The organism is Cupriavidus sp. LA-1 (assembly GCF_055385985.1).
In genome coordinates this window covers 155,273-180,855 of the sequence record NZ_AP031389.1, presented here as the reverse complement: position 1 = coordinate 180,855, position 25,583 = coordinate 155,273, and the positions used below count along the sequence as shown (strand labels likewise).

Genomic DNA, 25,583 nt, shown 5'->3' with positions numbered 1-25,583 from the left:
AATGGATTTGCAATCAATGACTTATCTCTCGATGCCCGCGCCAAACCTGGGTTCGCAAACCGTCGTAAATTGCACCAAAATCAAAGCCACCCCTGGTTGCACAACTTCAATCGATTGCGTGTGCGCTTCGAGCGCCTCGCGACCATCCATGAGGCCTTCCTGAAAAATGGCGTGCTGCATTATTTTCTGGCGCCACCTCAGGAAGTCATTTTGTTAGAACTTCTAAGAGCGACAAAGACTGGCCGTGTACCGACCGGCAACATTGGCAAGGATTGAACCCATTTTTCTGGCCAGTTAGCCTGGGCGGCACACGTACGCACGCGCATGGCTGCGGGTTTCACCCGTTCGCGGTACGTCGGCGAGGGCGCACGGCGCAACGCCTGATTCAGATTTGCGCTGGAACGCCACTCAACTTCACGTGGCGCAAATCGATAGGTTATTGCGCCTCGAGTTTTTATCGACTAATCTCAGCGGACCAAGGGGCTTCCTCATAGGCCGGCATGCCCATTATTGTGGCGCTGTCCTCCGGTGCGAGCCACGGCCTTCCACGTCCGAGTTGAACGGAGCTGCTATGGCGAGCGGTCGTACCAGGATACGTATCGGCGTGGCCTGCCTTCTTCTAGTGGCAGCGTCCAGTGGATCGGGCCTATCGGCGCGGCCATCCGCTAAGCGCCCCAATCCGGTTTCGAGCGACGGCACCACGATAGTCTATTTTTCGTTCAACAGCAGCCGGCTCAATTTGAGAAGCCGCGAAGCAGTTCGCGTTGCTGCGCAGGGCGCCGTCGCGTCGGGAGCGAGCCAGGTACGGGTCGTTGGCTACGCGGACCAGGCTGGCGACGCCACATACAATCTCCTTCTGTCCCAAAGGCGAGCCTCGACGGTCGTTGGTCTCCTCAAGGCTTACGGGATACCCACCCGGTCGCTGACCGTCGACTGGAAGGGCGAGTATGAGCCTGTGGTGCCTTCCGAGGACCAGCCCGAGGCATTAAATCGCAGGGTGGTCATCAAAGTCATCAGTTAGATCGACTGCAAAAATGGGCGGCCGCATGTCGACAGGACGGCACATTGTGAAAAGTCTGGTGCCCTTCCTGCTTGGCATTTTCTCCCTGCTCGCCCACGCCCAGTCGTTTGACGGTAAGTCGATAAACGGTGCGTTTTCGGTATCGTCGTCCGGAAGCGCCACTTATGCGATTGATCTGAAGGCCGCACCGGGTACCGCCGGGTCCGAACCGCAGCTCAGCCTCAGGTACAGCAGCCAAGCCTCGCAAGGTGAACTTGGCGCGGGGTGGTCGATCAGCGGCTTCTCCGTCATTAGCCGCGGGGCGAGGACGGTCCATACAGACGGGAAGATCGCGGGCGTCAACTTAGACGACGATGACGCGCTGTTCCTCGACGGACAGCGCATTGTTCCGGTCGAGCGCAACGGAACCGGCGCGGCCACGAGGATCGTCTATCGCAAGGAAGTCGACGATCTCACGAGGATCACGCAGACCGACGATAAGCTTGGTCTCGCGACTTTCCTCGTGGAGACCAAGGGCGGCGCCCGCATCCTTTTCGACGGATCCAATAACAGCCGCGTAAAGGTTGCTGGTGGGCAGACGCTCCTATTGGCCGCCAGCGAAGTTCAGGATACCGCTGGAAACTTCATCCAGTTCCTCTATTCGCAGGGAGGGGATGGCGACTATCATCTGACGAGCGTCAGATACACTGGGCATCACGCGCGGAGTCAGGGAGCGACGGAACTCGCGCCCTACGCGGCAGTTGACTTCAGCTACGAGGCCATCGCGCGTCCTGTGCCCGCCTACGTTGCCGGCCAGCTCGTGGAACGCAAGTATCGCTTAAAGCAGGTCGTCGCCCGAATTTCCCCGAGGAGGGACATTGCCTCTTCGCCTGGCGTCCAGGTCGCTCGCTACGCCTTCGAATATGAAGAGCGTGATTCACTGAACGGCTTCGTCCTCAAGACGGTGCGGCAATTCGATGAGACCGACAGCGTCCAGACCCAGCCGACAACAATGGAATACTCGCCGCTGGCGACGGGGTGGACGGCTGCCACCCACACGCTCCCCATCACGGCGCTGGCCGTGAAGGAAGACCTATCCGCTGGTTACCGGTTCAGCAACATCTTCTCGACTAACGGCGGGCGTCCCGATCTCCTGTTTGCAGTGCAGATAGATGGTCGCCTTGAAAGCTTCGCTTATAGAAACGACCCGACCGGCTGGACGGCGATGGACGACTTCCGGCCACCGTTCGCGTTCATTACCGGCGAAGGAAAGGATGCCGGGGGCCTGCTGCTTGACGTCGACGGAGATGGAAAGGCGGACCTTCTCCAGGCGAACAAGCAGAGCGACGGCTCCGTCGAGCGCCGGGCTTGGCTTTCCACGGCGTCCAATTGGGCCGAGACACCGGCTTTCGCACTTCCGTTCAACCTTGCGGAAAATGGCGAGCGGACGGCGATCGTGCTCACGGGCCGATGGTCAGGCGGGAGAGGACCGGACCTGCTTTACACAAGCACGTCAGGAAGTGGTTTCCTTGCGAGCGACGGCAATGGCTGGAAGGCCGACGGCGCGCATGTCCCGCCCGTCGCGCTGACCAAGGACGCGTTGCTCATCGACGTCGATTGCGACGGCAAGCCCGAACTCGTTCTTCGGGACCCGCAGTCCCCTGGAAAGTGGCTGGTTTACCGCTACACGGCCCCGGGCTGGACCGCGGTGACCGCAGCACAGTTTGCGATTCCTATCGATTCCAGTGCAGGCGCCGCTGCGATCCGGCAGATCGACCTTAACGGCGACGGGTGCCTCGACATCGTTGCCTCGTCGCAGAAAGTGGGTATCCACGCGTCGTTCCTGGCGTCGGCGAGCGGCTGGACCGCCGCACCGGCCTTTGCACCACCGTTCGATCTCGTCGACGCGGCCGGCAATCCGTCCAATGCGGTCGTCGCCGACGTCAATGGCGACGGGCGACCCGAGGTGCTGGCATCGCGGCACCTCGAGGGGAGCCCCGATCAACGGTTTGCCTTCGGTTTCGACGCGGGTGGCTGGCATGCGCTGCCCGCCGCGTTCCAGGTTAACGCCCCGCTCGCCGACAGCGAACTGCGCGCCTATGTCGGTGATCTCGACGGTGACGGCATTGCCGACATCGCGGTGCCGGAGGGCAGTCGCAATGGCTTTGGCCAGGTGTACCGTGGCACCGCGACAGGACTTGTGGAGACGCCTACGCTCAGCCCGCGCGTAGCGTTCGCGCGGCACGATCGGCAGGATCGGGGCGTTCGATTCATCGACCTCAACGGCGACGGCCTAACGGACGTGTTGTACAGTCGCGACGGCACGTCGGTGCCGGGTGGTCCGCCTGCAGCTGGAGCATTCATCAACACTGCTTCGGGTTGGATCCCGGCACCCGGACTTATCCCGCCATTGCCGCTCGCAGGCGACAAAATTGCGGGAGACCCAGCCCAGTTCGTCGACGTCGACAACGACGGCTATGTCGACCTGCTCTATTCTTACCGCAGGGCGGACGGGAGCGTGGTTGCGGCCTACTACAAAAACGTCCCAGACGGAGCGGGCGGCAGGAAGTGGGAGGAGCGGAAGGGCTCGCCCCTCATCCCGCCCGTACCGTTCGCGGCCGAGCAGGTAGGCGACCTCGGTGTCCGGATGGTCGACCTGAACGGTGACGGCCGCATCGATATCCTGCAGAGCACTGTGACGAAGCTTGCGAACGGCCAGCAAGTCCCTGTCGAGAAGTGCATTCCCCCGGGCTCAGGGGCAAACTGCGACCTTGATCGCACGCTGTTCAGGGGCGCTGCGTTCCTGAACACCTCATCCGGGTGGCAGCAGGCCGCTGCCTACACATCTCCCCTGCCGATCGTGGCGCTTGGAGCGACCGGCCGGGAACGTTCAGACTCCGTCGGGGTCGAGCTCGTCGACGTCAACGGTGATGGGCTGGCGGACGTCGTCGCGCGCTTCAAGCACCCCCTCGATCCGACGAGGGAGGTGAACGAGGTCTGGTACAACACGGGCAGTGGCTGGACGCAGGCGCCAACCTCCGCCAGAATGCCGGTGCTGCTCGACGAAACGTCGCGGAACCGGTTCGCGATGGTGCAGTGGACTGACCTCAACGGCGATGGTCTTGCCGATCTCGTGTACACGGAGCGCGCCGGAGGCTTGAACCGGTCGGTATCATGGCTGTCCACGGGCAGGAGGTTTGTGGCTTCTGCGGCGTGGCAGGTGCCGCTTGATGCCTTGTCCGACAAGACGGGCGACCCATCCTTCCGGCTCGTGGACCTGAACGGAGACGGCCTTCCGGACATCTTATACTCGCGCAAGCTTCCGGATGGATCGGTCGCGCGGGGAGCCTGGTTCAACTCGGGCACCGGGTGGACCGCCGCGCCGGGAAATGCCATCGCAGCAGTCCCGGCGTTCATCGACGAGAACAGCGCCGACCAAGGCCTCCGGCTCATCGACGTCAACGGGGACGGGCTTCTCGATGCGGTCCAGTCCTATGCGCCGCAAGGGGGTGCGGTAGCCCAGCAAAGCGTGCTTCTGAACACCGGCCGGCGGGCGGACGTCCTCCGCAAGGTCGACCAAGGCAACGGCATCTCTACCGCGGTCTTCTACCAGACCCTGCTCGAGGCGGATCCCGAACGCGCCACTGGCGAGAACGCGAATTCGACCCTGTGGGGCAAGGTGTACCAGCGAGCGGCAAGCGCGACAGCCTTGCCCCTGATCTCGCCAGTTCCCACGAGCTACGTGGTTCGACGCGTGGTGACTTCGGAGGGGGCAGGCCGGGACATGGCCGTCTCGTATCGCTACGGCGACTATGAGATCGACACGGAAGCAATGCGATCTCTGGGATTTGGCTGGCGGGAAGCGTTCGACGAAACCAGCCAGGTCTTGACCCGCACCGAGTATGGCCGCTCGCTGCTCGTGGCAAACCGGCCGGTGCGCGAGGCCAGCTGCGCGATTACGTCGTCGTGGCTGTCGCAGGCAAGCCGGGCTGGCAGTAACCTCTGCCCGGCGTCAGCGGTTCCCGGAATCCAGCTTCTTGCCGAGACGACAAGCAACTACGGTACGAGGATGGGCACAGCCCAGCCCGCGTCCGGAGCCCAGTTTAAGTTCTGGCAGGTGGCCGTGAACTCTACGAGCCGGAGCCTCTGGGAACTCGATGGCAAGCTCGCGTCGCGCGAGACGTCGACGATCACCTACGACGAACCTGCCGACCTGCTGACGCGGTGGCTGGAGGTCCAGCAAACTGTTACCACGAGAAGTGACGGCACGTCGGTGTCGACCGGCAACAACGTTTATGCCCAAGACGATCCCGCCAACTGGTTCCTCGGCCGGCTGACAAGCTCGACAGTTACCCAGACTGACAATGGCGGCTCTGGCGGGGCGAAGAGGTCCGAGGTCAGGACCTCGGCCTTTTCATATGACAGCGAAACCGGCCTCATCGCGTCCGAAACGCTCGACGACGGCGCGCCCAAGGCCGTGACGAAGACTTTTGAGCGCGATGAGTTCGGCAACGTCGTCGTCGTGCAGATCACGACCGCTGGGGTCGCCCGTCGAAACGAGATCGGGTTCGACCCGCTGAGGCGGTTCGCGATCGAGTCCCGCATTGTCACGCCCCAGCGCACCTATAGGGTCACTACGCAGTCCAGGCTCCAAGATGGCGCCCCGCTGCTGGTCACAGACGAGGACAACCAGATCAAAAAGTCGTTTCGCTACGACGGGTTTGGAAGGCCGGTCCTTGCAACCGACAACAGTGGCCTTCAGGCGGTCACCAAATACCTCCGGGCCACCGACCTCCACAATCCCGCTGCGCTGGCGGGCATACCCGCCGTGAATGCGGTCTGGGTCCAGAAGGGCATCCTCCCGCCCATAATTGCTTTACTGGATGGCCGTGGCCGTACGGTGCGGACCGTTAGCGAGGGGTACACCCAGAACCCGTCCGACCGTCGCCCACTGTACCAGGAGACCAGCTATGACCGGCTGGGCCGACCGGTCGCGACCGCCGTGGCCCACGACAGCACCGCAAGCCCGCGATGGGAGCGGATCGAGTACGATGTCCTAAACCGGATCGTCAAGCGGACGGCGGCCGACGGTCAGGTCACGCTGACGAGCTACGCCGGGCGGTCCGGCGGCGGTCGCGTGATCACCGTCAGCCTCCAGGGCGCGAGCCCTCGTTCTACCATTACCGAGGTCAACGGCCGCAACCTACCCGGGCGCGTGACCGACACCCTGCGCGGCGCGACGACCTACGCCTACGATCCCGCTGACCGGGTCGAGGCGATCGTCGGGCCGACTGGGTCGATAACGAGGATGAAATACGAACTCGGCCAACGCACCGAGTTGGTCGATCCCGACCTCGGCCGCATCAGGTACGAGTACGATGGTCTGGGCCAGCTCGTCGCGCTGACGGATGCCGAGAACACGCGCTTCACGTTCACGCATGACGAGCTAGGCCGGGTCACCAGCAAGGTCGGCGGCGGCCTTTCACTACACTGGGAATTTGACGCAACTCAGTTCGGCATCGGCCGCCTGACCCGCATGTGGGATAACAGGCGCTTCGAGAAGTCCTACACCTACGACGCCAATGGCGACGTTGCCACAGAGACGATGAAGGTTGGACCGGAGTCGTTCACCACGACGTACGAGCGTGATCAATACCGGCGGGTGACGCGGACCGTATATCCCGTGAATCCCAGCGGGCAGCCTGTTGCTGCCAACAATCGCTACGATGCCAAGGGCTACCTCTACAGGGTCACGGACGACTCCGGCGCTAGGCCGTACTGGCAGGCTCTCCAGATTGATCAGTCGGGACGGGTCACCGACGCAAGCATGGGCGAAGGCGTCAGGACGCGCGCTGCGTACGACGCGCAGACCGATCGCCTGAGCTCAATGAGCGCAACTGCGGTGGACAATTCCGCCATTATGAGCCTGACGCTCGACTATGACGCTACTGGAAACGTCCGCCGGCGCCGGGAGGGTGTCCAGAAAGTCGACGAGACATTCGGCTATGACGACCTCGACCGCCTGACCTCGATGACGGGCGCTGGCGCGCCGCTGACCTTCCGCTACGACAACGGCGGCCGCCTGCGGCAGCTGGGGCCGGCGTCATCCTTCGCCTACTGGCGCGACACGCCGCAGGGTGAATGGCAGCCCGAGCACGCGGTCACTTCGACAATGACCGGTGGCGTCGTGTCTCGATACCATTACGACGCCAACGGGAACCGCGACAAGGGACTGAACGGCGCGACCTACGGTTACACCGATGACAACCGGCTGGCCTCCATCCGCCTGGCCAACGGGGATACCTCTACCTTCGAGTACGCGCCCGATGGCACCCGGTTCCGACAGGTGCAGACCGTCGGTGGGGAGGTCACGGAGACAGTCTATGTCGGCGCATACGAGCGCATCAGCCAGTACACCGCGCGGGACCCGGGAAAGCGACAGGTAACATATCGCTACTTCCTTGCGGGACCGGACGGCGTCTTCGGGGCACTTCAGGTTCGTGCTAGGCAGACGGGCAACAGCGCAAGCGTTACAGACCCCCTTCGCCTGTGGCTGGTCATCAAAGACCAGCTCGGTAGTGCGGTGGCAGTGACGGATGGCAAGGGCGCGATCGCCGCACGCTTCTGGTACGGTGCATGGGGCCATCGAACCCGGGCTGATCTCACGACATTGGGCGATGCCCTCGGTGCCACTTGGACGATGGGCTTCGGTGGGCACGAGCACCTCGTCGCCTTCGGGCTGATCCACATGAACGGCCGGGTATACGACCCCTCTACCGGCATGTTCCTATCGGCGGACCCGGTGGGAGCCGACGCGGGCAGCACCCAAACGATCGGACGTTACCTTTTCGCAAACGATAACCCGCTCCGATATATCGATCCCTCCGGCTACTGGAGCTTGGGCGGTGCGATCGTGGGTGGCATTGTCGGCTTTGTGACAGGCGGGCCAGGCGGTGCGATAGTGGGCGCGTTCCTCGGCGGGAACGACGATACCCGGCACTGGATCCAGCAGAACTGGAAGGAGGTCGCGATCACGACGGTCGCGATCGCGGCCACGGTCGCCACGGCTGGCGCTGCAAGCCCGATCCTCGCCGGCATGATCGTCGGCGCCATCTCGGGGGCCACCTCGGCCATCCTCTATGGCGGAAACCTGAACGACGTCTTGTTCGCCACCGTCCGAGGTGCCGTCATTGGCGGAATCACGGCAGGAGCCTTCAACGCGGTTGGCACGGCGTTCGTGGGCGCGGAACACTCAGTCGGCGCGATCGCCGCCCACGGGGTGGTCGGGGGTGGCATCAACGCGATGCAGGGCGGCAACTTCTGGAAGGGCTTTGCTGCCGCGGCCGCCACGAAGGCGAGCAGTTCGATCGAGCTCGAGAGTACCTCTGCCAACATGGCGAGGGCGGCGCTTGTTGGTGGTACGGTGGCCGAGATCAACGGCGAAAAATTCGCCAACGGCGCCATTCTCGGACTGTATTCCTACACTTTTAATGATCTCGCTCACAGGACCCAATGGGTGTCGCGGGGAGCCGCCTTCGGGATCGCGGCGACGGCGACCGGTTCGCTAGTTATCGATGCGTCGACGGGCGGGTTGAATATCCTAGCAACACCAGGGGAGATCGCCTTTGGAGGAGCTGCCGGCGGTGCCATCGCCGGTTATCTGTACGATGTAGTTTACAGCGAAGGCGGTCCGATCCTGCCGGACTTCGATTTCTACGACCCTTCCAAGCCTCCGGTGGGTGCGGACGGCAAAACATGGCCATGGGTAGGAAATGGGCCGCCGGGCAGTGCTACCGGTGGCTACAAGAATCCAAGTAATCCAGGGCAAAGCATCCACCCCGACCTCAATCACCCCCCGGGAGTGGAGCCGCATTGGGACTTCAATGATCGATACAGCAAGCAGAAACAGTGGCGTATCGACAAGGACAAGAACGCGACACCGAAATGAACGACGACCGATTGAAGGCCTACCTGCGCGCCTACATCCATGACCGGCAGCTGGCTCCCAGCTCGACCTGGGAGCCCGGCGAAGGCAGGTTCTTTGTCATCCCCGGCGAGCTGGCCAATTATCCTTCGCTCGATCCCTTGAGCGGACTGCCAACCAAGACGGCGAATTCGATAACGTCAGGGGCCATGCGCCTTACGCCTATTGCCGTTCCATTGCGTCAGCTGGCCGAAGAGGCGCTGAGAGGCGCGACCTCATCAATGCTCTATGTTCACGAACCGTATTTAACGAAAGAAGACGATGCTGCGCTCGTTGACCCGCTCGCCGACATATCCGGACAGCTCTATGCGAAATGGCCGTCTCGCAGCGCCACAGCGCTTCAATTGGCCGAGCAGATGAGTGAGTATTTTGTGACGTGGAGCTTCCTGCTCATACGAGGCGTGGCAGAGGCGCCTGACGTCGAGACCTTGTTCGTCAGCGCCGACTTGATTGCCGTCGCCGCATTTGCTGGGGAGGGCTTTGTCGTCTGGAAATCAGCGCTCTAGCAGGCTGCTGAAGCACTCCCCGCCCAAGCAGCATGCTTCCTGTCTGTGCGGCCTGCGACCAAGGGCCACGCCCATTGCGGGCCGAGTACCGCGCCCGGTCCTCCTGAAATCTCATCCAAGCCCTGCCGACGCAGCATCGTTATTCGGGTGGCACCGTGCTTCGCCTGCCGCTGGCCGACGCCCTGCCGAATTCTTCACGCGTCAAATATGATGATTCGTGCCTAAAAGCGGACGGGCCTGCGCAATGCCCTCTGGGTCCCGGGGCAATGCAAAATGGGCGCTGGCCAGAATCGGTGTTTGGCTTTGCCACGAAAATTGCCACGGAACAGCCTCATAATACTTGTCAGTATTCGGTGCACTGTATATAAATACAGTATCCATCGAGTTGAGGGGTAGTATGTCCAGCTACATATTTGTGTCGCCCAATTCCGACCCTGGCGCTGGTCGCGCGCTTGCCGACCCAATATTGACCGGTCCGCGGCCAACTATGGGCACCTGTCGTCCGGACTTGCGTCGGTTGGTGACGCCAGGTGATCATATTTTCGTGGTAAGCGGGAGCTTAGGAAAAAGCTATCCTCAGTATGTTATCGGTGGCATGGAAATTGACCAGAAGCTCAAGGATCAACTTGAGGCGTTGCGGGTACATCCAGAGAATGCGCTTCGGTTCGAAAGCGGGCAAAAGCACGGAAATATCATTGTGACGGCTGATGGCACTCAGCATCCAGGCGATAGCCATTCGAAGTTTGAGAGCCGAATCAAGAATTACGTACTCGGAAAAAATCCTGTAGTTCTGGAAAGCGAGCGGGAGGTGCAACTCGGGCGCGAACGGACCGTAGAGATCCTCTCCGAGTTGTTCGGCCGGAATGGGTCGCGCGTACATCATATTTTGGGTCGTGCCCGACGGATGTCGGACGCGCAAGTAGAGCGGCTGAGGCATGCGCTCGAGGAAATCAAGCGCGAGGCGAAGGCGTGACCAACATTGCCTCCTATCTAGCGAGCCGCAATCTCACGATGGAAAAGGCCGCGGCTAAGGCTGGCCTCTCCGTTGATAGGTTCGAGGAGGTAGTAAAGGGAGCCAAGGCGACGCTAGGGGAACTCAGGAAAGTCGCTCATGCCCTTGGGGTACCTGTATCGAGCCTAGTGGATAGCGCCCCGGCGGAGCCGATACGAGTCCTGTTTCGCCAGACCCTCGATCAGCGTGAAGTCGAGGTTGCCCCCCAACTTGATGTGCTCGCTGCGCAAGTTCGCGATGCGCTTGTGATTGCTCGGGGACTGCCCCCTGACCTCGCTTGGCTCGAGCGGTTTCGTGGACTGGAGCCGCAGGTCGAAATGGCGGAAGTGTTCGCAGAGCGATTTCGCAGTTCCTTCGGGGAGCTTAATGACCTCGAGCCGTTTCCGGATCTGCCGGCAATCGTTAGCAGGTTAGGCGTTTTTCTCCTGTTTTCGCGGGATCCAAGCATTGAAGGTGTTTCCGCCATTGTCGAGGGCTATGCACTGATGATCCTGGGGGCGCGCACCTTTAAGCCTCGGATGCTATTCACCATTGCACACGAACTGGGGCATCTGGTGGCACATCATGATTCCCAAGCCGATGGCTATGCGCACCTTGACAAAGAGGTCGGCGGATTGCATGAACCGCAGCGTCAAGAAGAGCGATTCGCCGACGCCTTTGCGGCGGCGCTACTGTTGCCTCGGCACGGAATTTTGAGGGCGTTGCAAGTTGTCCGTGAGCGACTGGGTATATCGAACAAGCCGCTGGGTGCGATCGAGGTCGCCTGGATTGCGCACCTGTTTCACGTAAGCTTCGAAGTAGCTGCCCGACGGTTCGAAGTTCTGGACCTACTTCCTCGCCACGGAGCTCGGGCGTTCTACCAAAAGTTAGTTGATGACCACAAGAATCCAGAACGGTTTGCAGCGACGATCGATATACCGCCGCGCCCGGAGCTGCATATTGCCGCGTCGCCATTGTTGATTGATGTCGCAGTCGAGAAAGTCCGATCCGGACAAATGTCCATCGGCAAGGCGGCTGAATTGCTGAATGTGCCGGTGTCCACATTAGTGGTTGCTAACGCGGGCATAAGCGTGTGACTATCATCCTTGACGCATCCACGCTCATCAATCTGGCAAACGGCGAAGTGTTCGCCGCGATCGTTTCCTTGCCGGGGCACCGGTTCATGGTGAGCGAAGTCGTGCGCCAGGAATCCAAGACAGTTGCACGTGCCATCGAAGCTGCGGTTCAGCGCGGTGATATCGAATGGGTCGATGCCAATCTGATTGACTTCAAAGAATACCAAGCTGCATTGGATGCCTGGGGCTTGGGTGAAGGCGAAACTGAATGTATCTTGGCCGCCCGAGCCATGGGTTGTCAGGTGGCATGCGACGACGGTACGGCCCGCAAAATCATCAACCGGACAACTCCCGCGTTTCCGTTTACTGGCTCAATCGGGCTGCTGAAGGATGCCGTGGCAGAGCGTGTGCTCACGCCGGAGCAGGCGTACGATGCATTTAAACTGATGAAGTCCCGCGGCGGGTATCTTCCAGAATTGGGCCCGGAAACCTTTATCCTTTCAGCTATATCGTCTCCGGCCGAAGTCCGAGACTCTCCTGGCGCAATGGGTTCGGAGCCGTAGCGGCCAACGCGGGCCGGATCGCAACGAATGGGTTGCCGATCGTCTTCTTCACACGCGTCCGCGATTGAAACGTGTGCTGGCACACGTGACATTTGTGCTCGATGTGAGGCGTGTACGCCCACTCCCCTTGATCAAAGTGTGGGGCATGGCAAGCTGGGCACTTCAGCGCAACGATACGGCTCTCGAGGTGTGGCATGGCTGATTGCGCCATATATGTGCGCACCTGAACCGGGTCCAGTTTCCGTCCGTCGATCAAGACCTTCGCAAAGGTGTCGTCAATTGCTGGCATCTCATCGTCGTGAAGTTGGAAAGCGTGTACATGGATGCCACTCTCTTCAGGCTCGTCGGAAGTCCAGATTAGCGCAGGATTCGATCCCCAGATCTGGATGCCCCCAGGGTAGTCGACTTGTCGAAGCGAGAGATTTCTGGGAGCTTTGATTTCTTTGGCCGGTTTGGTGTTGAAGTGCTTCCTGATGGTAGCAAGGGGATTCCCGATTCCCACCACCATATCCGAAAACTGCCGCCCGCATCCGTGGCATTGATGCCTGCGATGCGGATGCACTGCAAACCAATCCCGGTCCAGATGCGGAAAGCCACAGTAGGTACAGTTGATGGCAACTGTCGCGAAACCAAACACGGTTGACACCATGTAGTTAATGGCATCAATCTCATCGACTTCCGCCCATCCATCAGAGAAAAGATCTTCGGAAAACGGAATACGCAACTTCCGATACGTCCGATCAATCTCCTTCCCTCCCCAAACGGTGCTCCGGGCATGCACATGGATGCCGCGATCCACGGCCTGGAGGGTGGTGTCATAGACCGCAGGGACGGAGCCCCACAATGCGACGCCCCCAAGGTAGTCGGAAAAGGCCAGGTCCAGCGTCTCCTCCGGACTGATAGGCAGATCGCGCGCAGCGACACAGTGGCGCGCAGCTACCCCATACTTGGCGGTTGCATTGGCGTGATGGGCCAGACACCAGTAGCGCGTTCCGCCATCCCTGCGCTGGCCAACCGGCAAAATCTTGCATTTCATCGTGAGATGCTCAGATAGGGGTTGTAGTCGGATCGAGCGTCCTGAGATTCTCGACCAAAAAGACACATCCAGACCGATACTGATACTGCTCACAACAGACTGCGTGGCGACAATATACCTCGCAAACGGGAAAACGTCCGAACTGAGAGTTTCTGCAGAACTGGCGACCGTGAAAAAGGGCGCGGCCGCGTGACTCGCTGCTACAGCCAATGCTTGCACATACCTTACCCTTGTAGGGTCAAGATCCCGCGTAGTCAGCCCGCCATTGTTAGCGTGCACGAACTCTTGATAACCGCTTTTATCGCGAGTTTCTGCGGCTAGGCTTTGGTTCGATTCGCCTGGCCAACGACTGACCATTCCCGGATGCCAAGGTGCACAACTGCCGGGCGGCCGGGCAGAGCGCCCGGCGCCTGCAGCTCCGGCCGCCAGCTTCAGGCCGCCCGCCGCCGTCTCTTCGAGCGATGCTCGGCCAGCTTGAGGCCATCAGCCGGAATTTCTGCTGACCGCCTTTGGATTTTTCCGAGGAAGCGGCCAGCCCGTTGGCCGCGCATTGCATTTCCGGCTCGTTGTTCGCATACTGACTCGTAATACAACCAATTTTGCGTGCATTACGGGATGACGAAACCCCCTGTCATTGAGGAACACCAGCTACGCCACGCGCTCAAGGTCGCAGCGGTCACTGGGCAGAACAGCATGCGTGACGTGGCCTTGCTGATGGTCCCTTACGGCACCGGCCTCATGCCAAATGAGACGGCGAAACTGCTCGTCTCCGATTATCTGAAGGCCAATGGCGACGTGTTGATCGAGTCCCTAGTGAGGGCTGAGATCGCCTTCAACGGCAAGGCGCGCCCGCTGATGTGGTCCAGCCAAAAGCTCCGTGCAGCCATCGACAAGTACCTGGAGCACCGGCTTGCATTTCGGCATGGCGTAACAACTAGTCCGGCGGCGTACCGCGGTCTAGACGCGAATAGGTGCCTGTTCCTGACGGGCGAGGGTGAGCCATTTGCCTTCACGCGTCGTGTCACGCCTACTGGGGCAATCAGCTACTCGTGCGAGACGCTGACCGAGATCTACCGGCGGCTCCACCAGCAGGCGGGCATCCAGAACGGCAACGCCAGCGCAGCGCGCCGGACGTTTGCTGTCACTCTGCATCGGCAGGGGCGCAATCCCAAACTCATACAGGAGTTGATTGGCGTGTCCAGCCTTTCTGCGGTTAAGAAATTGGTCGAGAGCGATCCTGTGCGCCTGGCGACCATAGTTAGTGGAGTGATTTGATGCGAACCGAAGAGAATGACGTGCCGCAATACCCGAAGGGCGATCTGCGCCGCATGCTTTCCGTGTTGGCGGCGATCGACACCATTTCAGATGCGACGCTTATGAAGGTGGTGGCGCGGACTGGGATCGACAAGAAGACCGTAACGATGCTGGTCCAGCAGGCAACCGAGCAAGCGGGCGTGTCTATCGAGAAAGATGGCTCGGTCTACCGACTCCTCGACTGGGGACCGGTGATCAAGAAAGCTGGGGCAAAAATGGCGTTGACTGGTGCGTTTAACGCACCTAGTATTGGCGCATACGAGGCTCACATCGGATCGAGCAACATGGAAGAAATCAAGATCACTGAGGAGGCCCCCGACGTGGTGCGCATTCCGGCTCAGCAGTTGAAGGTAGGGCACGCCCTTGTGCTCAAAAATCCCAACGGTACGTGGTCGCAGGAACGCGTGCGCGAGATCTACAAGGTCACCAAAGGCCCTCCCGCAACCGTAACCGTCGGCCTTGGTCCGATCGGGCATGCGAGCCGGACACTCTTTTTGGACGAAAAAGTGGATGTCGCACGCGCATCCGTGATTCGCTGATATCGGGAAACACCATGCAACACAGGATGATTTCTTTGGACTTCACCTCAATTGTTTCGGACCGCTGGGACAGCCTACCGGATATCGAGAAGTTGAAGAAACAGATCGCCTTGGCGGCAGTGGCGCACAGCGAACTTCATGAGGTTGAACTGGGCTTATACGCTCCGCCTAGTGAAATCCGGGACGTCGAGATTACGGCGGCCGCGGCTGACCAGATTCGGTGCATGTGGCACGGCCACCGAAGCCGCGATCAAATTTCTCCCCCAACCATTCCGCTCAAAATCTTCGTCGTTGAGGCCGGTCAAGCCCCCTCTTCTACGTGGGCAAGCATTGAAGTCCATCCCGGCATGGACGACTGGGAAGCGCTCTGAACCGGTGAAACTGCGGAAAAGCAAAATTTCACTTGACCGGTCAAAGTCACGGTCATTTCAATGGGGGCGACAATGTTCGCAAACGGGGCAGTGATAGACCAGAAATACTTCGTGCGCGGCTTGTGCAGCAACGCAGGTGGCATGGGTACCGTACTCTTCGTTCACCATGTCCAGCGTGCCGATGCGTTGCTGGTTCTCAAGTACTGCAAGCACGGCGACGAAGAAATGTTGCGTCGGTTCCAGCGTGAAGTGCGTGTCATGCAGAGTTTTTCCGGCAATGACGCCGTGGCGCAGATTCTCGATGCCAACCTTTCGCATAGGCCGCCGTACTTCGTTATGCCCTTCTTTGAGAATGGTGACGTGTCGCAGCACGCCGAATTCATTCGCGCTAGGGCAGATATGACGGAGTTGTACTTCATGCGGATGATCGACTGCATCGAGCAACTCCACATGCGCAACATCTTTCACCGAGATATTAAGCCGCAGAATTTCCTTCTCGGCGGCGGCAATCTGGTTGTATCCGATCTCGGGCTATGCACGCAGCTTGATTCCAGCACAATGTTCACACGCCAATCGGTCTGGGCAGGTACGCCGGGCTATATACCTCCCGAGTTCCTCGAAATTGGTGGCTTCCGGAACGCCGATGCCCGCAGTGACGTTTTTATGCTCGGCGCGACATTTCGCAACATCCTCGCGGCTGGCGGCGCGAAACTACCCGAGAAGGAGGTGTGTTTCTATGATGCCGCTGGCGTCACGCGGGAATCCACCGCAGACATAAGGGTATGGACGAAGTGCCTTCGCCAGAAGGAACTGGATAGCATCGATGCCAAGAGCGAAGTGGGCAAGACAATCACCCGGAACGCCGCTCGAAAGCTGGCGCACGGCTACGTGCCACCGATTACGGCGGTCGAGAATCTAAATGCGGACCAAGGTATTGACATCACGCTATACGAACTGAAATCAGATATCGGCGATCTTCAGCCGCAGGCCAGCATATTCTACGAGTTGAACTGCTCGGCACGCATGATGCGTGAACTGAGCATGTCCTTCATTTCGCGTGGGACGCGCAGCTTCACAGACAAGCCGACTGACTGGAAGTACGTCCCCCCGGAAGGGAACGTCGCGCGCCTGCTGAAAATGCTGTGCCCGGGACAATAGTTATCACACCTGAGAAGCAAGAGGGCGTAGGCATGAAGGGGAAGAGATGATGGCTGTTCCTGACTGGGTAAGTTACGCTGGTTTGGCTGGGGGCATAATCGGCACGACCACGGGCTGCATGGCGTATTGGCGAACAGGTCAGTTGAAGGCGCTTGACCTGCGCCTTGAGCTTGGTAGGGCCGACGCGGAATTGCGCCAACTCATACTCGGCCTGTCGGAGCTAACGGGACGCGCCCGCCGTTCGCGCGAAGCGGTCGCCGCCGCTACTGGAAAAAGTGTGTCCGGTTGGCTCCAGGCTTGGATGGTGCCATTTCAGGTGGACGATAAAGAAGTTTTTGCCCTCCTAGGTGCTCTGCCACCCGAGAATGCGAACAATCGCAAGGCTATGCATCCTGAATTGGAATCAGCACTTACGGCTAGACACTCCATTCGGACTCGCGCCGAGCAGTTGCGGGCCAGATACGTCGAATCCTTGCAAGAGGATGATCAAATGCGCAGCGAAGTTCGGGCTGCCCACCTCCCGCGAGCGAACAAATAGGAAAAGGCGAACATGCAGACGACGATGGTCATTCTTCGAGGAATTCTTGCTGCTTGTGTCTTAGCGACTACATCAAGTCTGCACGCTCAATCTTATGGGCCGGACTATCGATGCACGGTCGAACGGATGGAAGAGTCAAACGCAGGGACTAAGAATTCCCGTGCGGATTTCTACAAGGGGAAGACATTTGTGGTCCACCGGCGGTCTGGTTTGATGACCGGAGGTGTTGGCGAACTCAAGAACTCCTATTTTGACGACCAGAAACCACAGATCATTGACTATGGACAGCAGGGCGTGAATGCCTTCAAGGCGGTCACGACTCAAACGTTCGAAGGCAGCGGCGGCTCTAACGTCTATGTCTTGGTAATCAACGAATATATTGATGAAAGCATCAAACCTTTCACCTTTCTGGCTAACGATAGAGTTTGGTTCGGCCGGTGTGAGCACAGCAGGTGATCGTACGTCGGAAAAGGAACGAATCGTGAATCGCTTCTTTGAGTGTTTCAAATGCCGGAAAGTCTTTCCGTTGCTCGACGACGCCGGGAAAGCAGAGTGCCCCAGCTGCGGATCTACTGACGGCGTTGTTCGGGACGGTGATACGGTGAAGGAATTACTTGTTCACGGTACCTACTACAACATCGATCCCAGAACGGGGAAACGCCCGAAGAAGAAGCGATGATCGGAAAAGCCAACCATGACAACTAGGACCACACATGCAGTCCATTGCCCTTGCGGCCATGAGGGCGCAATTCGCATGAGTGAGGGCGATTCGCCCTATTCCGGGTCCTGGGAGAGTTACGCGCCTCAAGGGCTATCTGGCAGGACGTTCAATACCGAACGTCCTGCCAGCTGGGAAGTTGTCTTCGCGCGGATGGGGTTGGCTTGCCCCACATGCAGTCGGGCGCTATCGCCAGAGCACCTAGCGGACTAGGAAAAGACATGGGTGTCCCTTCGCTGGGCTTCGAAGACGATAGCGTAACGGGATCGCACAGCGCGTGACCATGCAGCACCAGTGTCCAAAGGACGAACTGCGCGCGCGCCTGGCTTGGGCAAAGCGATAGGAAAAGGGACCCAAACGATGAGCGGTGTTTCTCCTCTCGAATGGTTATATATCGCGGCTGCATCTTGTGCGTTCGTGTGGATGATATGGAAGGATGCAGGCAGGACGTGGGCCCGTATCCGCGCGGGCAACGTCAACGTGAGCGTCGCAGACATCGGGCGCGTATTGCTTGTTTCGACCTGCGCGGTTGGGGTGCCGTGGTTCCTGCTATGGATGTTGACTGACGGACTTGTACCGCACGGCCTTTATGGGTTAGGGCTTTGTGCGTTCGGTGCGCTCGCCGCCGTGGTGTGCGATTCGATCAAGCGAAAGCGCGAGCGATGAGTAGGAAGAGTACCTGGCGCGGTCTGCGCCCCGAGCACTGGCCGGCAGCCAGTATCCACCATATGAAGAAGAACGTTTTCGCGCTTACTGTGGGCTTCGCAATCGCAGCCTCGACTTCCGTCAACTCAGCTCATGCGCATACCGTCGCTTGGTACGCCGATCACATTGATAACGCCAAGAAGCGGGACAAGGAGTTCCAGACAAAGCTGAAGGCTGACATCACACCGAATCCCGAAGAGAAGATTGATTGTGACAACGCTGTAGTCGCTCTAATGACACAACGGTCCAAGCAGCCTATCCCGCAGGCTACGTCTGCGCCGGCTCCAAAGTGGAAGAACTTCGGTCACTGATCGCCGGTACATCGGAAAAGGAAAAGATCATGAGCAAGAAGACAATCGGTCGCTTTGATTTCTCCATCACCAAGATGATTGCCAACCAGAAGATTCCATTCGATCCAGTAGTCGAGATCTGTCTGCAACAGTGGTCGGAAGCATCGGAGCGGGGCGGGCCTGTCATCTCGCCACATCTCATGTCCGAAGATGAAATCGATGAGCACATCAGCAACCTGAAGGCGGATCTGGATGCCGTTGGCGCCAAGGCCAAGCGAGCGCCACGGACGGCACAGGATGAAACCCTGCGGATCGTGTCAAGCAGAATTGCAGAGCGCGGAAGCAACCCCGACAAGTCGTGACGGAAAAGGAGGTGTGAACGAACAACAGTATTTGACACAAGACAATAGAGTTTGACACAGGCGCGGCGACATCGGCATAGCGGTTGCTTGGATGGTCCAAGGCTTTGGAATCAGCAATGAAAGACAGAACGCTACTAGCTCCATCCGCGTCGCATGATCGCGAGTCCATCTTGTCTGCTTTGGGCTATCGCGATTACGCGCACTATCGGTCGGGACGCCTGTGGAAGAAGATTAAACAGCGGGTACTAGAGCGCGACGACCAAACCTGTCTGCGATGCAATGGGCAAGCTGATCATGTCCACCATCGAACTTATTCGGAGACCGCGCTGAATGGGACAGATGACGAGCAACTGGCCTCGCTTTGTGAGGGATGCCATCATGTCGTGGAGTTTGACGACAATGGATCTTGGAGAAGTCAGAGGGAGGAGGAAGCCATTCTGGCGGCAAAGTGTGCTCGAAGCGACTACCCCGAGATCAAGATTGATCTTCGGCTAAAGAGCATGCCTCTGCCCGCAATGTGGGACCGAATGAACTGGTGGCAGCGCACGGGGTATCGCACGGCATATATGGTGGCTCACCACGCGCGGAAGCCGACCGGCACGGGGGGCGTGATGATTGACTATTGGGCGGCCTTGTTAGAAGGGATCCGTCACAGGACAGCGGAGTCGCACTGGCGGCGCGATCTCCCGGACCTTGAGGCGTACCTGTCGGCACGAGGAATGCGCTTGTCTCGCCCCGGCGAAACGCCAAGCCGCCGTCGCGGCGACGGTACGGGCGCCGCAAAATTTACGCTAAAAGGAGGAAAAGCATCGTGAAGAAGGTGCCGAAGTGCCCTCTCTGTGATTCCGAGAGGACCACGGACAAAGGGCTAGTGCGGGCGCAGGCTGGGATACTTCAAGAGCGATGCTGTACTGCCTGCGGCAAGGTGTTCTATGTAGACGATGATGGGAACGAAGTTCATCTGCACACGCCGACCGATCCATTGCACAAATAGGAAAAGAAGTGATCCTCAATCAGAAGTTGCTACGCCAAGCTCGGCAGCCGGGGGGCATGGAGATACAGCTTCGGGATCTTCTCGGTAGTGAGGACGAGGTAATCTTGGCATTGATAACGTGGGGGTTCGAGAACCCGCCAGATTGGTTGATGGATGACCTGGCGTGCGACGGACTGGTTTTATATCGAAGCCGTAGTGGAGCGTGGATACTCGCTTCGCTGGATGACTAGGAAAAGCATGAAATTTATTGCGCATAGCCATTCGTCTATCGTGGACCAGGTAGCCGGCGCCGTGGTACGCAGCGCGACCAACCACACGGTCGGCGCTCTGATGCGTGGTCACGGTTTGGTAGGAGTCGTTGTCATCGCCATCGTGCTCATCTTGGGCGTTTGGGCCGTTAAGCGGCTCTTTTGAAGCGGAATAGCAATGTCAGAGGGATTTCACGTACACGGTGCCCACGACCACGCGCTTGAGCACGCGGCGGAAGTTGGTCATACCGACAGTTTTTCGGGTCGCATTGCAGTGATGACAGCGATCTTGTCGACCGCTGGGGCTGTCTTCGGGTATCAGGGCGGAGCGACACAGAACGAAGCTCTGCTACTGAAGAACGAAGCCGCCATTCACAAGACCGAAGCGGCCAACCAATGGGCCTACTACCAGGCGAAGGGACAGAAACAGGCGATTGCTGAACTGACGGCACAGCTGCCCGGAGTGGACCAAGCCACCGCCAGACGGGAAGCGCTGCGCTACGGGACAGAGAAAGAGCAGATCCGGCAGAAGGCAGAGGCGCAGGAGCGGGCGGCGAAGGACGCGGACGAGGCCAGTGAGATGGCCGTGCATCATCATCACCGCTGGGCACAGGCCGTGGTTGCAGTTCAGGTTTCAATTGCCTTGGCGGCGATCACGCTGCTCACTCGGCGCCGGTGGCTCCAGATGGCTTCGTATGGGGTCGGCGCGCTTGGAGGCATGCTAGCCGTGCTTTCAATGCTCCACATCTAGGAAAAGGGCAATGCCTTCCTTGCACCATGCGCCAAGTTACCCAAGTTGAGTTTATTTCCCGCGCGTGTGAGGTGCACGGTGATCGCTACGACTACAGTCGTGCGATTTACCGTGGTGCCAATTCGAAGCTCACCATCGTCTGCCGTACCCATGGGCCTTTTGAACAGACACCCAGCAATCACTACAAGGGAAAGGGCTGTCGAGCTTGGGGTCATGCCAAGATACGGACAATCCGCTATCACAAGCCTTTTGGTTATATAGATTGCGACCTTTATTCCTGTGCTGCATAAGCGGTGGCTAGATTTCCGTAGCTGCCATCGTTAGACTGGCTGGCCCTTCAGCGATTGCCGAGATCCTGTATGGCCACCGTCGAGCGTACCGCCTACCCGCGTTTCCCGAAGGTTTTCTCCACCAAGGAGTTGCAGGCGTGGTACACGCCGGACGCGGAGGAGCTGGACTGGGCCGCCCGCTCCGCACGTGGCCAGGGTTCAAGGCTTGGCCTGCTGGTCCTGCTGAAAGTCTTTCAGCAACTGCACTATTTTCCCAACCTGGACAGCATTCCCGCCGCCGTGATCGACCATGTGCGCGCCAGCGCTGGGCTCGATCCCGATACCCCCTTTGGCTACGACCGCAGGCTTTCCCCCACGCTGTTCCGGCACTACACGGCGGTGCGTGAATTCCTCGGCGTGCAGCCCTACATCGGCACGGATGCCAACGAGGTGACGATCCGCGCCGCGCGCGAAGCTGCAGAAACCATGGACCAGCCGGTGGATATCATCAACGCCACCATTGATGCACTGGTCCTGCACCAAGTCGAACTGCCTGCGTTCTCCACCCTGGATAGCATTGCGGAGCAGATTCACACGCGCACGCAAACCGCGTTGTTCCGGCGCGTCGCAAGGCGCTTGTCGGAAGAGGAACAGCGGCGACTGGACAAGCTTCTCGTCCGAGACTTCGCCAATCGCCAGACCCTCTACAACAACATCAAACGTCACGCACGCCGGCCTTCACGCAAGCATCTCAACCTCTTGATCGAACACCTGCGCTGGCTCGATGGTTTTGGCGATTTTTCGCGGGCCGTAGCCGGGGTGCCAGCCTCGAAGCTGCGCTCGCTGGCCAGCCAGGCCATGAGCCTGGACGCCGCCAATCTCCGGGAAACCCTTCCCGAGAAGCGCTACACGCTGATCGTGGCGCTGCTCAACCACATGCGCGTGCGCTCGCGGGACGATCTCGCGGAAATGTTCATCCGCCGCATGGGCGCGATCCACAAGCGGGCGCGCGATGAGATGGAGCGCATCCAGTCCCGCCAACGTGCGCAGATGGAGAAGCTCGTCACTGTGCTCGACGGCGTGGTCGATATCGTCGCCGATGGCAAGGATGACGCCCAGATTGGCCAGCAGGTGCGCCGCTTTCTCGCGCCGTCTGGTGATCTGGAGCCGTTGCGCGAGAGCTGTGCCGAGGTGCGGGCCCTGAGCGGCAACAACTACCTGCCGCTGCTCTGGCGGCATTTCCGGGCGCACCGCTCGGTCATGCTGCGCCTGGCGCAGGTGCTGGAATGGGAGTCGACCAGCCAGTCGCGCACGCTGCTGGCGGCGCTGGAGGTGGTGTTGGAGAACGAATCTCTGCATCGCGAGTGGCTCGCCGCCGAGGTCGATGTCAGCTTCGCCTCGGAACGCTGGCGTAAGCTGGTCCGCCGCCCGCACGACCAAGGGCCGCCAACCAACCGGCGCTATCTGGAACTTTGTGTGCTGTCACATATGGTCAACGAGCTGCGCTCGGGCGACCTGTGCGTCGTGGGGTCGGACGCCTTTGCCGATTACCGGTCGCACTTGCTGCCCTGGCGCGAATGCGAGCGGCGCTTGCCGGAATACTGTGACAAGCTCGACATGCCGGCCAACGCGCAGGACTTCGTGGCGCATTTACGCCAGTGGCTCGCCGACGCAGCGCGCAAGCTGGATACCAGCTTTCCCGACAAGCGCCAGCACGTCACCATTGGCCAGGATGGCGAGCCGGTGCTCAAGCGTACCGTCGCCCGGGAGATTCCAGCCAGCGCCATTGCCTTGCAGCAGGCACTGATCCGGCGTATGCCCACGCGCAATCTGCTGGACGTGCTAGCCAACATCGAGCACTGGACGCACTTCACGCGGCACTTTGGCCCGCTCTCAGGCAGCGACCCGAAGATTCGCAATGCGGCAGAGCGCTATCTGCTGACCATTTTCGCCATGGGCTGCAACCTTGGGCCTACCCAGGCCGCGCGGCATATGGGGGATCGGGTCACGCCGCACATGATGTCGTTCGTCAACCGCCGACACCTGAGCCTCGAGCGGCTCGAAACCGCGCAACGGGAGCTGATCGAATTGTACCTGCGGCTCGACCTGCCCAAGCACTGGGGCGATGGCAAGACCGTCGCTGCCGACGGCACCCAGTACGACTTCTACGACAACAACCTGCTGGCCGGCTATCACTTTCGCTATCGCAAGATGGGTGCGGTGGCCTATCGCCACGTGGCGGACAACTATATCGCCGTGTTCAGGCATTTCATCCCTCCCGGCGTGTGGGAAGCCATCTATGTCATCGAGGGGCTTCTCAAGGCTGGCTTGAGCGTCGAGGCCGACACCGTGCACGCCGACACCCAGGGCCAATCGGCCGCCGTGTTCGCCTTCACGCATCTGCTGGGCATCAAGCTGATGCCGCGCATCCGCAACTGGCAGGATCTGAAGCTCTATCGCGCCGATGCCAACTCCAAGTACAAGCACGTCGACCGGCTGTTCTCGGACACGGTCGACTGGGACCTGATCGCGTTCCACTGGCAGGACCTGATGCAGGTCGCGCTGTCGATCCAGGCCGGCACGATCTCCTCGCCGCTCCTGCTGCGTCGGTTCGGCTCGGAAAGCCGCCGCAACCGCCTGTTCCTGGCCGCGCAGGAACTCGGCAAGGTTGTGCGCACGGTGTTCCTGCTCGAATGGATTGGCAGCCGCGAGCTACGTCAGGAGATTACCGCCACCACCAACAAGATCGAGTCCTACAATGGCTTTGCCAAATGGTTCTCGTTCGGTGGCGATGTGCTCGCCGAGAACGATCCCGACGAGCAGCAGAAGCGCCTGCGCTACAACGACCTGATCGCCTCAGCCGTGATCCTGCAGAACACCGCGGACATGATGCAGGCCCTGCGTGCCATGGTAAAGGAAGGGACCAAGGTCGACGTGGCCGATATCGGCTTCCTGAGTCCCTACCTCACCAGCAATATCAAGCGCTTCGGCGACTACAAATTAAACCTGGAGCGGGTGCCCGAAGCCTGGATTCGCGATAGCCTCTTTGCCGGGCCAGCTCACTCTGTCCGAAAGCCCCGCCATGCCTGACATTGACACCCCCTATGGCAAAGTCGACGCCGACGCCCTCCAAGCGCTTCAGGACACGTTCGACACGACCGCCATCTTGCGTTTAGTCGACCAGATGGACGCTATCCGCGCGCGCTGCTGTGATCCGGCTGGACTACGTGACGACTTGCTGCGCTTGCACGGCATGGCGCACACCGTCATCAACGGCGCCGCGTTGTCATGCTCGACCACTGGTCCCACCCTGGTCGATCAGGCCGAGTCGATCCTTGAGGAGCTGGATGACTGGATTCTGCTGCTCCGGCGCGCCGTGCAATTGCTTCAGCCTCTGCAGCGCTTGCACTCGGAAGCATGATGAGCACTGCCAAATGACTGCCACCATCGTCGGGATCTTTCTGATTGTCTACCTCGGGATGATTCTCGGTGGGCTGCGATTCTTTCTTCAGCCAGCGCACTTCTTCGGGAAAGTTCTTGTTCCGGGCTTTCGTGAGGCTAGCGGGACGCCTGGCCGGCCTGCTTTTTCGCTGAGCGCGTGCGCGCGGCCTTGCGAGCTGCTTCGGACCGGCCGGCCGCACCCTTGGTCCTGGCCGCCTTCTCGGCGGCGGCGGATCGGTCTGCCGCAGTCCGTGTGCTGGCTGCGCGCTTGGCTTGGGCGGACAGCGCCTGATGCGAGGCCCCGGCCGTACTCTCCAGCTTGAGCGCCTTGGTAGCAGCACTGCTGCGCTTGGCCGTGCTTTCTGAACTCGGCCGTCTCGGCGCCGCCTTGTAGCCGCCGCCACTAGCCGCAGGCTTGGCAGCCGCTGCCTTGGCGCCTTTCTTCGGCGGCACTTCAATGCCGGCGCGGCGCGCCTCCGACAAGCCTGACGGCGCTGACCATGGTAGCAGGCAATCCTCGCGTTTCGTCAGGTCACACGCTGCGCCGGGGCCGAGGCGAAGGAGCTTGCGTGATGTGGGCAATGGTGGTGGGGTCGTTTGCGCGGGCGATTGCGACAATCTTCGTGGCCGGCCACTATCGTCTCGAACATCGTCGTGAGCAGTGGCTCAGGAATCTCGACCACGCCGACCGGCGCCACTGGACCGGCCCCGGCGCTAGTGGCCTTGTCC

Annotated in this window: 20 protein-coding genes and 2 pseudogenes; 20 read left to right on the top strand and 2 right to left on the bottom strand. The window is 60.1% G+C overall.

Annotated elements, in window-relative coordinates; all coding sequences use genetic code 11:
- Positions 1–93 precede the first annotated feature (93 nt).
- The 7 genes and pseudogenes from ACZ5MJ_RS33175 to ACZ5MJ_RS33145 all read left to right on the top strand — a co-directional run.
- Positions 94–217: pseudogene (locus tag ACZ5MJ_RS33175) on the top strand (IS5/IS1182 family transposase); the annotation flags it as partial.
- Between the two features lie 354 nt (positions 218–571).
- A complete protein-coding gene (locus tag ACZ5MJ_RS33170; protein WP_464227029.1) occupies positions 572–1,021 on the top strand; it encodes an OmpA family protein in 450 nt (149 codons plus the stop codon).
- Between the two features lie 58 nt (positions 1,022–1,079).
- Entirely contained in the window at positions 1,080–8,948 is a 7,869-nt protein-coding gene (locus ACZ5MJ_RS33165) for an FG-GAP-like repeat-containing protein (RefSeq protein ID WP_464227028.1), read from the top strand.
- Positions 8,945–9,490 carry a hypothetical protein gene (locus tag ACZ5MJ_RS33160; protein ID WP_464227027.1) on the top strand — a complete coding sequence of 182 codons (546 nt, stop codon included), beginning with the start codon at positions 8,945–8,947 and terminating at the stop codon, positions 9,488–9,490. Before ACZ5MJ_RS33165 ends, ACZ5MJ_RS33160 begins: the two co-directional genes overlap by 4 nt.
- A gap of 595 nt (positions 9,491–10,085) precedes the next feature.
- Positions 10,086–10,463, top strand: a complete 378-nt coding sequence (locus tag ACZ5MJ_RS33155; protein WP_464227026.1) for a hypothetical protein — start codon at positions 10,086–10,088, stop codon at positions 10,461–10,463.
- Positions 10,460–11,578 (top strand): ImmA/IrrE family metallo-endopeptidase, encoded by a 1,119-nt coding sequence (locus tag ACZ5MJ_RS33150; protein WP_464227025.1) that lies wholly within the window; start codon positions 10,460–10,462, stop codon positions 11,576–11,578. The genes ACZ5MJ_RS33155 and ACZ5MJ_RS33150 overlap by 4 nt, the downstream gene beginning before the upstream one ends.
- Complete coding sequence (locus tag ACZ5MJ_RS33145; RefSeq protein WP_464227024.1) at positions 11,575–12,120, top strand: PIN domain-containing protein; 546 nt, start codon at positions 11,575–11,577, stop codon at positions 12,118–12,120. The genes ACZ5MJ_RS33150 and ACZ5MJ_RS33145 overlap by 4 nt, the downstream gene beginning before the upstream one ends.
- Here the strand turns inward: ACZ5MJ_RS33145 and ACZ5MJ_RS33140 are convergent.
- The gene (locus ACZ5MJ_RS33140) at positions 12,062–13,156 is read right to left on the bottom strand and encodes a hypothetical protein (RefSeq protein WP_464227023.1); all 1,095 of its coding nucleotides are present in this window, start codon (positions 13,154–13,156) and stop codon (positions 12,062–12,064) included. The genes ACZ5MJ_RS33145 and ACZ5MJ_RS33140 overlap by 59 nt on opposite strands.
- Positions 13,157–13,771: 615 nt before the next feature.
- Between ACZ5MJ_RS33140 and ACZ5MJ_RS33135 the strand changes: the two genes are divergently transcribed.
- The 13 genes from ACZ5MJ_RS33135 (at position 13,772) to tnpC (ending at position 24,834) form a co-directional block, all read left to right on the top strand.
- Positions 13,772–14,431 (top strand): tyrosine-type recombinase/integrase, encoded by a 660-nt coding sequence (locus ACZ5MJ_RS33135; protein ID WP_464227022.1) that lies wholly within the window; start codon positions 13,772–13,774, stop codon positions 14,429–14,431.
- Complete coding sequence (locus ACZ5MJ_RS33130) at positions 14,431–15,009, top strand: hypothetical protein (RefSeq protein ID WP_464227021.1); 579 nt, start codon at positions 14,431–14,433, stop codon at positions 15,007–15,009. The genes ACZ5MJ_RS33135 and ACZ5MJ_RS33130 overlap by 1 nt, the downstream gene beginning before the upstream one ends.
- Positions 15,010–15,023: 14 nt before the next feature.
- Complete coding sequence (locus tag ACZ5MJ_RS33125) at positions 15,024–15,380, top strand: hypothetical protein (protein WP_464227020.1); 357 nt, start codon at positions 15,024–15,026, stop codon at positions 15,378–15,380.
- A gap of 141 nt (positions 15,381–15,521) precedes the next feature.
- The gene (locus ACZ5MJ_RS33120; RefSeq protein WP_464227019.1) at positions 15,522–16,538 is read left to right on the top strand and encodes a protein kinase domain-containing protein; all 1,017 of its coding nucleotides are present in this window, start codon (positions 15,522–15,524) and stop codon (positions 16,536–16,538) included.
- 550 nt (positions 16,539–17,088) lie between these two features.
- Positions 17,089–17,532, top strand: coding sequence for a hypothetical protein (locus ACZ5MJ_RS33115; RefSeq protein WP_464227018.1), 444 nt, complete (start codon positions 17,089–17,091; stop codon positions 17,530–17,532).
- Between the two features lie 622 nt (positions 17,533–18,154).
- Complete coding sequence (locus tag ACZ5MJ_RS33110) at positions 18,155–18,460, top strand: hypothetical protein (protein WP_464227016.1); 306 nt, start codon at positions 18,155–18,157, stop codon at positions 18,458–18,460.
- A gap of 62 nt (positions 18,461–18,522) precedes the next feature.
- Entirely contained in the window at positions 18,523–18,810 is a 288-nt protein-coding gene (locus ACZ5MJ_RS33105; protein WP_464227015.1) for a hypothetical protein, read from the top strand.
- 29 nt (positions 18,811–18,839) lie between these two features.
- Positions 18,840–19,151, top strand: coding sequence for a hypothetical protein (locus ACZ5MJ_RS33100; protein WP_464227014.1), 312 nt, complete (start codon positions 18,840–18,842; stop codon positions 19,149–19,151).
- 116 nt (positions 19,152–19,267) lie between these two features.
- A complete protein-coding gene (locus ACZ5MJ_RS33095; RefSeq protein ID WP_464227013.1) occupies positions 19,268–19,966 on the top strand; it encodes an HNH endonuclease in 699 nt (232 codons plus the stop codon).
- Between the two features lie 416 nt (positions 19,967–20,382).
- Positions 20,383–20,559 (top strand): hypothetical protein, encoded by a 177-nt coding sequence (locus ACZ5MJ_RS33090; RefSeq protein ID WP_464227012.1) that lies wholly within the window; start codon positions 20,383–20,385, stop codon positions 20,557–20,559.
- Between the two features lie 12 nt (positions 20,560–20,571).
- Entirely contained in the window at positions 20,572–21,144 is a 573-nt protein-coding gene (locus tag ACZ5MJ_RS33085; RefSeq protein WP_115214423.1) for a DUF4337 domain-containing protein, read from the top strand.
- Between the two features lie 359 nt (positions 21,145–21,503).
- On the top strand, positions 21,504–24,503 hold the full coding sequence (locus ACZ5MJ_RS33080) for a Tn3 family transposase (protein ID WP_464227011.1): 3,000 nt from the start codon (positions 21,504–21,506) through the stop codon (positions 24,501–24,503).
- Positions 24,496–24,834, top strand: coding sequence for a Tn3 family transposase post-transcriptional regulator TnpC (gene tnpC / locus ACZ5MJ_RS33075; protein WP_432263192.1), 339 nt, complete (start codon positions 24,496–24,498; stop codon positions 24,832–24,834). The genes ACZ5MJ_RS33080 and tnpC overlap by 8 nt, the downstream gene beginning before the upstream one ends.
- Before the next feature lie 137 nt (positions 24,835–24,971).
- On the opposite strand, the pseudogene ACZ5MJ_RS33070 reads toward tnpC, so the two are convergent.
- Positions 24,972–25,340, bottom strand: a pseudogene (locus tag ACZ5MJ_RS33070) (DUF6496 domain-containing protein); the annotation flags it as partial.
- Between the last annotated feature and the right edge of the window lie 243 nt (positions 25,341–25,583).

Coding starts and splice junctions, on each gene's coding strand:
- ACZ5MJ_RS33170 (WP_464227029.1), top strand. CDS start 572: ATGGCGAGCGGTCGTACCAGGATACGTATCGGCGTGGCCTGCCTTCTT.
- ACZ5MJ_RS33160 (WP_464227027.1), top strand. CDS start 8,945: ATGAACGACGACCGATTGAAGGCCTACCTGCGCGCCTACATCCATGAC.
- ACZ5MJ_RS33155 (WP_464227026.1), top strand. CDS start 10,086: ATGGAAATTGACCAGAAGCTCAAGGATCAACTTGAGGCGTTGCGGGTA.
- ACZ5MJ_RS33140 (WP_464227023.1), bottom strand. CDS start 13,156: ATGAAATGCAAGATTTTGCCGGTTGGCCAGCGCAGGGATGGCGGAACG.
- ACZ5MJ_RS33135 (WP_464227022.1), top strand. CDS start 13,772: ATGACGAAACCCCCTGTCATTGAGGAACACCAGCTACGCCACGCGCTC.
- ACZ5MJ_RS33130 (WP_464227021.1), top strand. CDS start 14,431: ATGCGAACCGAAGAGAATGACGTGCCGCAATACCCGAAGGGCGATCTG.
- ACZ5MJ_RS33125 (WP_464227020.1), top strand. CDS start 15,024: ATGCAACACAGGATGATTTCTTTGGACTTCACCTCAATTGTTTCGGAC.
- ACZ5MJ_RS33120 (WP_464227019.1), top strand. CDS start 15,522: ATGGGTACCGTACTCTTCGTTCACCATGTCCAGCGTGCCGATGCGTTG.
- ACZ5MJ_RS33115 (WP_464227018.1), top strand. CDS start 17,089: ATGCAGACGACGATGGTCATTCTTCGAGGAATTCTTGCTGCTTGTGTC.
- ACZ5MJ_RS33110 (WP_464227016.1), top strand. CDS start 18,155: ATGAGCGGTGTTTCTCCTCTCGAATGGTTATATATCGCGGCTGCATCT.
- ACZ5MJ_RS33105 (WP_464227015.1), top strand. CDS start 18,523: ATGAAGAAGAACGTTTTCGCGCTTACTGTGGGCTTCGCAATCGCAGCC.
- ACZ5MJ_RS33100 (WP_464227014.1), top strand. CDS start 18,840: ATGAGCAAGAAGACAATCGGTCGCTTTGATTTCTCCATCACCAAGATG.
- ACZ5MJ_RS33095 (WP_464227013.1), top strand. CDS start 19,268: ATGAAAGACAGAACGCTACTAGCTCCATCCGCGTCGCATGATCGCGAG.
- ACZ5MJ_RS33090 (WP_464227012.1), top strand. CDS start 20,383: ATGAAATTTATTGCGCATAGCCATTCGTCTATCGTGGACCAGGTAGCC.
- ACZ5MJ_RS33085 (WP_115214423.1), top strand. CDS start 20,572: ATGTCAGAGGGATTTCACGTACACGGTGCCCACGACCACGCGCTTGAG.
- ACZ5MJ_RS33080 (WP_464227011.1), top strand. CDS start 21,504: ATGGCCACCGTCGAGCGTACCGCCTACCCGCGTTTCCCGAAGGTTTTC.
- tnpC (WP_432263192.1), top strand. CDS start 24,496: ATGCCTGACATTGACACCCCCTATGGCAAAGTCGACGCCGACGCCCTC.